Annotated in this window: 6 protein-coding genes; 1 reads left to right on the top strand and 5 read right to left on the bottom strand. The window is 67.2% G+C overall.

Annotated elements, in window-relative coordinates:
- Positions 1-115: 115 nt before the first annotated feature.
- Positions 116-739 (bottom strand): DUF6542 domain-containing protein, encoded by a 624-nt coding sequence (locus ABTZ54_RS35565; RefSeq protein WP_351672095.1) that lies wholly within the window; start codon positions 737-739, stop codon positions 116-118.
- Positions 740-890: 151 nt separating this feature from the next.
- Between ABTZ54_RS35565 and ychF the strand changes: the two genes are divergently transcribed.
- A complete protein-coding gene (gene ychF / locus ABTZ54_RS35560; protein WP_351672092.1) occupies positions 891-1979 on the top strand; it encodes a redox-regulated ATPase YchF in 1089 nt (362 codons plus the stop codon).
- Positions 1980-2146: 167 nt separating this feature from the next.
- Here the strand turns inward: ychF and ABTZ54_RS35555 are convergent, their stop codons facing one another.
- The 4 genes from ABTZ54_RS35555 to ABTZ54_RS35540 all read right to left on the bottom strand — a co-directional run bounded on the left by ABTZ54_RS35555 (position 2147) and on the right by ABTZ54_RS35540 (position 6023).
- Positions 2147-4153, bottom strand: coding sequence for a GmrSD restriction endonuclease domain-containing protein (locus ABTZ54_RS35555; protein WP_351672089.1), 2007 nt, complete (start codon positions 4151-4153; stop codon positions 2147-2149).
- A gap of 501 nt (positions 4154-4654) precedes the next feature.
- On the bottom strand, positions 4655-4903 hold the full coding sequence (locus ABTZ54_RS35550) for a DUF6000 family protein (protein WP_351672086.1): 249 nt from the start codon (positions 4901-4903) through the stop codon (positions 4655-4657).
- Positions 4900-5631: a HEAT repeat domain-containing protein gene (locus ABTZ54_RS35545; RefSeq protein WP_351672083.1), complete on the bottom strand. Its 732-nt coding sequence runs from the start codon at positions 5629-5631 to the stop codon at positions 4900-4902. Before ABTZ54_RS35545 ends, ABTZ54_RS35550 begins: the two co-directional genes overlap by 4 nt.
- On the bottom strand, positions 5628-6023 hold the full coding sequence (locus tag ABTZ54_RS35540; protein ID WP_351672080.1) for a CPCC family cysteine-rich protein: 396 nt from the start codon (positions 6021-6023) through the stop codon (positions 5628-5630). Before ABTZ54_RS35540 ends, ABTZ54_RS35545 begins: the two co-directional genes overlap by 4 nt.
- Between the last annotated feature and the right edge of the window lie 357 nt (positions 6024-6380).

Below are 6380 nucleotides of genomic sequence, written 5' to 3'. Positions count from 1 at the left end.
GGTAGGGGGTGTCCGGACTGCGACCTTCACTTCGCTGCGCTCGTTACGGGCGCCGCCACGTCCGGACACCCCCTACCCCAGCCCCGCCCCCGACCCCCTCGCGCCGTCGTCCGGCTCAGCCTCGTTCGGGGGCGGGTCGCTGGACCCGGCGTACGGAAGGGCCGGCGGCGGCCATGGCAGCCCTTTGCCGCCGGCCCATGTCCCGCACCTTCCGCACGCTGGCGATGACGCCCGCTACCAGCGTGCCCCCGTAAAGCCACCCGGCATGTACGGCCAGGGCGGTGACCAGGGCCATCGCCTGGCCGCCGATGCCGCCGGTGCCGCCCGAGATGGGGACGACGCCGACGGCGAAGGCGATGGGGACGCTGATCGGGGCGGTGACCAGGTCGGCGGTACGGACCCAGAGCGCGGTCAGGGCGCTGACAGGGAGGAACAGCAGGCCGAAGAGGAGCGGCGAGCTGTCGAACAGCAGCCAGTCGAGGAAGCCGAGGACCAGCATCACGGCGGTGCCGAAGAGGCCCGCGCCCAGGCCGGTGAGCCGCGGGTTGGGCAGCTTGCGCAGCGCCACCACGATCGGGGGCGCCGGGCGCTCCGGACGGGGTGTGCCGGGGCGCGGCCGGGCGGCGACGCGATAGACCGCGGCGCCCTCGACCAGCGCGCCGGGCGGCGTCAGAGGGGTCTGCGGCCGTCGCCCGGCGGGGCGCCGCGACTGCGGCTTGCGTGTCCTGTGCTGCTCCACCCCACCAACGTAGGTCGGATGGGGCCGGGAACCAGGTGCGGGACACGCCCTTTGGGTGACCTTGGCGCGAAGAGCGCCGTCTGTGCCCGGTCCGGGGCCCCCGTAAACTGGGGGATCGCCCCACCTCCACTCCTCTAGGGAAGTCGCCACCGTGTCGCTCACGATCGGAATCGTCGGCCTGCCGAACGTCGGCAAGTCGACCCTGTTCAACGCCCTGACCAAGAACGACGTGCTGGCGGCCAACTACCCGTTCGCCACGATCGAGCCCAACGTCGGCGTCGTCGGCGTCCCGGACGCCCGCCTGACCAAGCTGGCCGAGATCTTCGGCTCCCAGCGCATCCTCCCGGCCACCGTCGACTTCGTCGACATCGCCGGCATCGTGCGCGGCGCGAGCGAGGGTGAGGGCCTGGGCAACAAGTTCCTGGCGAACATCCGCGAGTCGGACGCCATCTGCCAGGTCATCCGCGCCTTCAAGGACGAGAACGTCGTCCACGTCGACGGCAAGGTCTCGCCGAAGGACGACATCGAGACGATCAACACCGAGCTGATCCTCGCCGACCTCCAGACCATCGAGAAGGTCCTGCCGCGCCTCCAGAAGGAGATGCGGATCAAGAAGGACACGGCGCCCAAGGTCGCCGCCGTCGAGGCCGCCCAGGCGATCCTGGAGAAGGGCGACACCCTCTTCTCGCAGGGCATCGTCCAGGGCTCGGAGAAGGCGGAGCTCCTCCACGACCTCCACCTCCTGACCACGAAGCCCTTCCTCTACGTCTTCAACGTCGACGAGGACGAGCTGACCGACGACGTCTTCAAGGCGGAGCAGAGCGCCCTGGTCGCCCCGGCCGAGGCGATCTTCCTCAACGCCAAGCTGGAGCAGGACCTCACCGAGCTCGACGAGGAGGACGCCATGGAGCTCCTCCAGTCCGTCGGCGCCGAGGAGCCCGGCCTGGCCATCCTCGCCCGCGTAGGCTTCGACACCCTCGGCCTCCAGACCTACCTGACGGCAGGCCCGAAGGAATCCCGCGCCTGGACCATCAAGAAGGGCGCGACGGCCCCCGAGGCGGCCGGTGTCATCCACACCGACTTCCAGAAGGGCTTCATCAAGGCCGAGGTCATCTCCTTCGCCGACCTGGTAGCCACCGGCTCAGTAGCCGAAGCCCGCTCCGCCGGCAAGGCCCGCATGGAGGGCAAGGAGTACGTCATGCAGGACGGCGACGTGGTGGAGTTCCGTTTCAACGTGTGAGCGGCTGAAACAACGCCACGTTGCTGACGTGGCGAACATGCAGGTCAGAAGGGGGCGGACTCGATCGAGTCCGCCCCCTTCGTCCTCACCGTGACCTGGGGCGCCGGGCGCGGCATCGGTGTGGGTTCGCCCGGCGTCCCGTGCGGATTGATCTCGTCTGTCTCAGGTCACGATGATGCGTGCTCGGCGCGCATGTTTCTGACGTACCGGCGCAGGGCGTCGGCGCTGTGGAAGACGCGATAGTCGCTCGCTTCCATCGCTGCCTGCTCTGCGGGTGTCGTGTCGATGGCCAGGACCACGGATCCGCCCACCTCCTCCTGGAGACCATGAGGCCAGTAGGCGGTGGCGATGGTGATCGCCTCTCCCGTACGTGGATCGACCACCTCGCTGTCCAGGTCGGGCGCCGCGAATCCCGCTTCCCGGACCTCATGCAGGAGTGCCGCGAGGCCGGGAACGTCGTCGAACGAGGTTGGTTCGGCCACCGCCACGGCAGTACGCGGAAGCCCGGACCGTGAGGGAGAGACGAGGTCTACAGGGGCTGGGCCATCGTGGAGTGCTTCCAGGAAGTCGTTTGCGGCGTACGACAGGAGTTCGCGACGCGCGGCCAGGAAATCCAGGTAGTTTTCAACCCGCCAGAGTTCCGGATCCACCGGGATCCACTGTGATTCCAGCGCGCCCGGCATACGCATCGTGATCTCTGGAAGGTAATTCGCGGGATGCTTGGCCCCAACCCGTAGGTTGGTGTCCTGCGTGAGGAAGCAGAAGTTGGCCACTGCGTTGATTTCGGCGCTGCTGTACCCGTACGCGCGCAAGCGAGCCTTGGGAAAGATGTGGTGAACCTGCAGGGAGTTCAGTCGGCCCAGCATGCCGTCCCGTAGCGGTACCCCGCTGTCCAGATCCTGCGCGCCGTGGACCCGCGTGAGCATGTACAGCAGGGGATAGAAACGCGATCCTATGCTGGCACCCGCGAAGTCGTCGGGGCTCACCTGCAGCCGGCCGCCGTGGCTGCGTCGCAGCACGTCGATGAGCAGGTCGACTCCGCCGTCGTCGAGCGCCCGCAGATCCTGATTGAGCGCAGTTTCCGTCGCTCCCGTGTGACGGCCCCACAGGAAGCTGTGGACGTACCAGTAGAAAAGCCGGTCGCGGGTTGTCCCGTCAGGGAATCTTCCGCCGTGGATGTGGAGCAGACGGCTCATGACAGGGAAGGCACCCCGGCCACTGAGGACCCTTCCGTGGTCGAGTCCCAGCCGTCCGCCGAGCGCGTTGAGCATGTAGTCGACGGAGTCGATGGTCTCTTTCAAGCCGGCCCGGAAGGCGAGAACTCCAACCTCCGCCAGCTTCGAGAACTGTGCCTCGCCAGTGAGTACCGCGTTGACATTGCGCAACAGCCAGTCGAGCTTGAAGTCGAACCCTGCCGCGGACCAAGTCGTCAGGGCCTCGTTCATCGTCGGCCGGGCTTCCGGCCACGAGGCGCAGATCGCAGCCAGAGCCAGGTCGCCCTTGGAGAGCTTGGTGCCGCCAGAATTCACCCTGTTGAAGATTTCGACGACGACATCGATGGTTTTGTCCTCACCTGTGACTTCGTCGATGTGGACCTCTCGGTCCATGATCTGGGTGATGCGGTTCAGACGTTCGATGTAGGTGGACAGCACCTCGGTGTCCCCGTCAGCCAGCTGATTCACTGTCTGCAGGTGGGTGCTCAGACCGTTGCGAAGGAGGGAGGTGACGTCCAACCACAACGGGTTGTCCTTCATCTTCGCCGGTGCGTAGAACTCGAACGTCTCCGTATCCAGGTTGAAGTGCAGCCCCGTCAGCGTTGCCGGGTTTCCTTCGAAGAAGTGGGGAGGCCGACCGCGGGTCACTCCGTAGAGAGTGGTCACTCGCTGCTGCCCGTCCAGCAGAAGGTTTACAGTGCCGTCCCTGTCGGCCCGGCCTCCTCTGGTCTGTGTGATTTCAGCCTTGGTGCCCCAGGTGAGAAAGCCGCCGATCGGGTAACTGCGATAGAGGGACTGGAAGAATCCGCGTACCTGGTCGCGGGTCCATACATACCCGCGCTGGAATTCCGGCAGGGCGATGTCGCCGGAGTCGATCTTGTCGAGGATCTGGGCAATGCGCATTGTCTTCCTGATCTCCAAGCCCCGGCGGCTTTCCCCCCACCAGGATGTGATCTTCATAAAATATCAGTCACGTCGAACGGTGGCTCCGGGAACGGACCAGGGGCACAGACAGGTCACCGGCATCCTGCGCCCCCTTCCTGCTCCAGTCGTCCTCGTGGCCCCCTTGCCGCGCCAACGCCGTCATGCTGCTCAACTGCTGCGTCGGATGTTCGCCGTACGGAAGCCGGTTTCTGTCAGGTCTTCGGGCACCACGACCGGGACGCCCGGAAGTGGCACACGCGGGACTTCACCGTCGCTGCGGGCCACTGCTCGCCCTGGGCGTCGAGGCTCTTGCGCAGGCGAGCCGCCGCCGGGGCTGTCGAGGGGCCTGTGTGCCGAGGCGGCTTGCGTCGATGAAGAGGACCGAGTCCGTCTCACCGGCGGGCACATCCGCGCAGGCTCGGCTGCTGAGGCCGTGACCGCGTTCGGACCGAGGGCGGACGCAGCGGCTACGGCCGGGTCCAGCCGTTGCAGAGCTCGCACTGGAGGTCCGTCGAGTGGCAGCGCTCTACGGGCGCACTAGGTGTTGTCGGAGAAGCGGACCTCGCTGGTCGGCAGCAGGTCGCCGATGCGTTCGCGGAAGCGTTCGCTCCGGTCGACGCCAATCAGGCATGCGGCGGTGAGGCGCGAGCGCCACTCGTAGCCGAGGAGGGCTTCCCACTCGGCATCGGTGATCGTGGCCGCGTCGTCGATGAGCTGATGGGCGAAACGTTCGCCGTGAGGCCATCGGGCCGCAGGATCACGTAGCCGTAGCCGAGCATCGGTCACCTCTCCAGGTGCAGGTCGGTACGGTCGATCCAGGTGGGGGCGACGAAGATGTCGTCGCCGACGGGGGCTTCGGAGGCTTCCAGTAGGGACCAGGCGCGGGATTCTTCGACCAGGTGCTCCCAGGGGGCGGTCCAGTCGAGTTCCCCATCCAGGCCGGGGCCGGAGACGCCGTACGTGCGGCCGGCGTCCACTCGCCAGAAGTGGGAGTGGAGGATCACCTGGGCGTGGTCGGCCAGGTCGTTGATGATCTCGGTGAAGTGGGCTGAAGGCCAGCCGGGGGCGTCGTCCGCCGCGGTGGCTCGTAGGCGCGCTGTGAGCGGCGGGATGACGGGGGTGCGGGCACCGAGGGCGGTCAGGGCCCAGCGGATGCCGTCGGGCTCGGTCCGGTCCGGTGGGGTCGCCCGTTCCAGGCAGGCGCGGTAGGCGCGGCGCAGAGGCTCAACGGCGCCGTCGATCTCCAGGCTCGCCAGAGCCATGGCCGCCCATTCGCGGACGGTCGGGTTGTCGCTGTCCAGCAGGCCGATGAGAGCGGGGCCACAACGGGGATCGCCCACCTCCTCGAAGACCTCGATGGCAGTCAGCTGACCGAAGCCGCCGAGGGACGGCAGACCGTCGATGACGGCCGGTATGACGTCGGCGCCGATCCAGATCAGCTCCGCGCGGGCGTCGTAGGACTCGTCGGCCTTGCCGTCGAGCTGCTGGACGAGTCTCTCGATGGGGGAGGTCATGACGCGGAGTGGTTCCGGCGCCAGAAGGTGGGGAGCCACCAGCAGAGCACCGAGCGGTCGGGGGGCCATGGGGTGCGGTCCTCGGTCGTCCAGTCCTCGAAGGAGTCCCGTGTCAGGTCGATGGGGCGCCAGGCGGGGTCGAGCGGCTCGTCCTCGGCCGGAGGGCGGACGTAGCGTCGGCCGTGCTGATCGCAGGCGCCGAAGGCTTGGTAGTTCTGCTGGGCCTGGAGCAGGGAGACCCTGTTCGCCCCGCCGGCCATCGTCGGCCAGCGGAACTGGACCCCGTCGTCCTCCCAGAAGCAGATGGGGCAGATCTCGTACGAGCCGGGCATCGCGTCCAGCACGCGGTGCCCGCAGCAGGGGCAGGGGTGACGGGGGGAGAGGTCGTTCACCTGTGCAGTCTTGTTGCAGGTCCGGTCGGTGCGCCAGGGGCGGCAGGCGTGGAGTTGACATGGGCTTCGCCGGTGCGTAATGTCCTCCGAGCTGTCCGACGTGAGCACCGATTCGCATCGGCCCCGGGCAGTCATCCCGCAAGACCCACAGAAGCTGACGGTTCTTTGTCGTTCCGTCCTGTCTTCTCGTGCGTTTTTGCGGAATGAGGAATCCGTGTCCGAAGGATTCGAGCGCCAGTCGCTCGATTCGCTTCGGGGGCAGGGAATCCGCTAAAGTCTCACTCGTCGGAACGGCCCAACAGCCGCGAAGACAACTCCCGCTGACTGGGAATCAGGCCCGAAAGGATCTGATAGAGT

Origin of the sequence: Streptomyces sp. NPDC094032, assembly GCF_040303965.1 — a bacterium.
In the GTDB taxonomy this organism is placed as follows: Bacteria; Actinomycetota; Actinomycetes; order Streptomycetales; family Streptomycetaceae; genus Streptomyces.
This window is presented reverse-complemented; position numbering and strand designations above follow the sequence as displayed.

Coding starts and splice junctions, on each gene's coding strand:
- ABTZ54_RS35545 (WP_351672083.1), bottom strand. CDS start 5,631: ATGACCTCCCCCATCGAGAGACTCGTCCAGCAGCTCGACGGCAAGGCC.
- ABTZ54_RS35555 (WP_351672089.1), bottom strand. CDS start 4,153: ATGAAGATCACATCCTGGTGGGGGGAAAGCCGCCGGGGCTTGGAGATC.